This window comes from uncultured Kiloniella sp., assembly GCF_937128705.1.
Taxonomy (GTDB): domain Bacteria; phylum Pseudomonadota; class Alphaproteobacteria; order Kiloniellales; family Kiloniellaceae; genus Kiloniella.
Map to the genome: position 1 here is coordinate 1 of NZ_CAKZMP010000425.1, position 3,147 is coordinate 3,147.

Genomic DNA, 3,147 nt, shown 5'->3' on the forward strand with positions numbered 1-3,147 from the left:
CTGACAGGGCCAAAAGTAACTTCTTTGCGTCCAAAGGCGGACATAGCAAGTTGCTTTTGTTGCTCAGAGACAGGGTCTGCGCCACCACTGGTCAGGTACGCAACCCCGGTTTTACCAAAAAGATAACTGGTTGTGAAATCACTGTTGATTGTAAAGTCAGTGAGGACGCGTTCCATAAAAGGCAACTGCTCAAACAAGGATACACCTAGATTGGAATCAGGGTCTTCACCGGGTTTTGGGGGAACAATTTGTGTGAAATCTCCACCAGCGAGATCAACTTCGTAGGCAAAAAGACGAAAAAGCTCGTTGGTAACAAGCCGGTCAGATTGCGCACGGATGGAATCAAGCCAGGTTTGGACGAGCTCACTTCTGCTGGATGCCAGAATTTCTTGTCGATCCTGCACCTTGGCAATAACGCTGCTCTTCCTATCATTAATGATCACGCCGGGTACAATAATTGATAAGAGTATCAGCGCACCAATAACCAGAGCAGCAGTTACCACCGTTCGCCGATTTGCGGGACGCTCAGAGCCTGTTATGTCGCTTATCGCGTGAAATTCAAATTTCTCTTTACCGTTTTTCTTCATTGGTCTCCGCTCTTTCCCCCCGGGGAGCATTCGTAATTCTGGCGCATATCTGAGGTGTCATTATCATCTTACTTGATATGTGCCCAACGTGTTGTCGAATTCATAGAATACTGTGGTATATAATGTCGATATTTTGTGTGTGTCAGTATCAGATTCGACAAACTGTCCAGTATAAGAATATCGTTCTTTTCATATATTGCCAGCACTGCGTGCCCAATACCACGGATACTATCTTTTAAAATAACAATACGCATTTCATTGTCTCTGAAACCCAGCTGTTTCAACGCATAAAACTTGGCAATGGAATAGTCTTCGCAATCGCCTGATGTCCGCATGAACTGATTGGGTGATGCCCAATATTCACTAACGCCGTAAACTTCGCTATCCAGTTTATAGGGCCAACGATTGAAGAACTTGTTTACAGTATCAAGTTTTTGACGCCGTGACATGCTTTTGGCGGACTGAATAATTTTTCGCCACGATTTCTGTTGCGGTGTTTTGCAGCTGGCAGCGTTGTTTGCACAGGCGTTTAATAGTTTAACTTCGGCTTTGGATTTTTTTAAAACACGGGCCCATTGCGGCAGGGCCTTGAAAGACTTAGATCGGAACTCAACCGTTCTGAAAAGGGCTGTCCCTTTACCTTTGGCTGCTTTTGCCAGATCGCCAAGTGATTGGGCATGCGCAGCCTCTATTGACACTGTGTTTAGAAACACAGAAGCCAAGGCAGTGATAAAGACAGCCTTTTTAATAATTTGTAACGGCTTTAAATGGGTCAAGAGCTGCGTCGCGTTCGCCAAAAATAGTAAAAGTATGCAGCTTCTAAAATGACAAAGAACCGCTTAAAAGAGTCTTAATTTTTGCGGTGTGTATGATCTTAATTTGTCGCGTACACGTTGTGTTGATGGTGGGCGACCTATTGGAAGCCCACCATAACTAATTTGAGATAAAGGCTTACTTTTCTCTCAGCGCAGAATCCCGTGCTTTCAGGATCGGTTTTAGCAAGTAATCCATCACAGTTTTCTTACCTGTCAGGATTTCAACGTTTGCTGTCATGCCAGGAATAATTTCAAGCTCTTTGCCTTTGCTGACAATCTTGTTGTCTTCGGTACGAAGATAGACGCGGTAGAAGCTTTCGCCCTCTTCATCTTTAATCGTACTGGCAGATATACGTTCAAGTTTACCTTCAAGCCCGCCGTAGATAGAGAAATCATAAGCGGTAACCTTAATCGTTGCTTTCTGCCCGGAACGAAGGAAAGCACGATCCGAAGGTCTAATTTTTGCTTCGACCAATAGGGTATCATCAAGCGGAACAATCTCGACAATGTCTTCACCAGGGCGAATAACGCCGCCAACAGTATTACGTTTGAGCTCTTTGATTGTTCCGCGTACAGGGGACCTGATATCTGTTCGCTGGACAGTATCAACACCTGCAGCAACTCGTTCGCTTAATGATTTCATCTCGGCGCGTGATCTGTTCAGCTCGTCAGAGACTTCGGCCTTTGTGGTTAGGACCATTTCATCAATACGCTGTTTTGCTTCAAGTGTCGCACCCATTGTTACACCTTGCTGGTAGGCCGTTTCAACGCGATTTTCGTCGGCTAGCAATTCATCGTTAAAATCATAGCTGGCAAAAAATCGTAGCTTAATTCTTGGGCCGGTTGTAGCAAACGTTTCCTTGCGTCTGAAGGCCGCGTAAATGGAGTCACGAGTATTTTCTTCAGCCCAAACCCCGGCAATTCCTGAAGCTCCCCAGGTTTCAAACGAAGAGGTCGACATATAGGTTTCACCGTCAATTTCTTGTAGCGAATCAGGCAACAATGCACCAACCGCCAAAGCAACTGCCTTAGGAGCGGGGATGGAGCCTCGCGCTACCGCATCGCCATCCAACAGCCCAGCTTTTGAAAAATAACTCTCTTCATCATCCGAAGTTGCAGCAACATGGGTGTCGCTGGCCGCGACTAGACCAAACTTGTATGGATTGCCTAAGCCATCTGCAGCTAAGCTCAAGCCGTTGAGGTAGGCTTCGCGCACATAACTGCCGTCTTCTTTGCTCGGCAGCGTGGTACCCACTCTAAAGGGCATGATTTCAAAGTCTGCCCACTCATCGTTAGGAGAATGGCGCGGGTTAGTATCGGAGGTACCTTTGATCTGCGTAATTTCTACCAAGGGCTCATTACGCATACGGGTTCGGCTGTACTCCTCAGTGAAGGCATTGCCGGCCCAATCCGTGCGCTGAAACATTGCACCATTAGAGCCATTGGAATTGTGTGGTATAGCCAAGCTCTCTATTCCTTTCGCACGCAAGCCATCCATCCACGACCATAAATCTTCAGGGTTGCGGGAATGATAGCGAGAAAAGGGAATCGCGGGCGCCGCTTGGTTGTCACGAAAGATAACGTTCCTGTGCAAGTTACCCCGTTCAACAGTAGCCGATGTGTATTCATAGGCCAGAAACGTGGTGAAGCGACCCGGTTCGTTATACATTTCTGCCGCATCGGCTATGTCTTGCCAGGCCGACTTTGCAACGTTGTTGAGTAGATCTTCTTCTAAAGAGCCATCT

General features: G+C 46.7%; 3 protein-coding genes. All 3 read right to left on the reverse strand.

The features are described from left to right. Positions 1 to 587, reverse strand: a 587-nt coding sequence (locus Q0241_RS21825) for a hypothetical protein (RefSeq protein WP_299381313.1), incomplete at its 3' end; no start/stop codon positions are given. A gap of 68 nt (positions 588 to 655) precedes the next feature. Then, entirely contained in the window at positions 656 to 1,363 is a 708-nt protein-coding gene (locus tag Q0241_RS21830) for a transglutaminase-like cysteine peptidase (RefSeq protein ID WP_299381316.1), read from the reverse strand. 175 nt (positions 1,364 to 1,538) lie between these two features. Then, the coding region (locus Q0241_RS21835; protein WP_299381319.1) for an HlyD family type I secretion periplasmic adaptor subunit at positions 1,539 to 3,147 on the reverse strand (1,609 nt) is incomplete at its 5' end.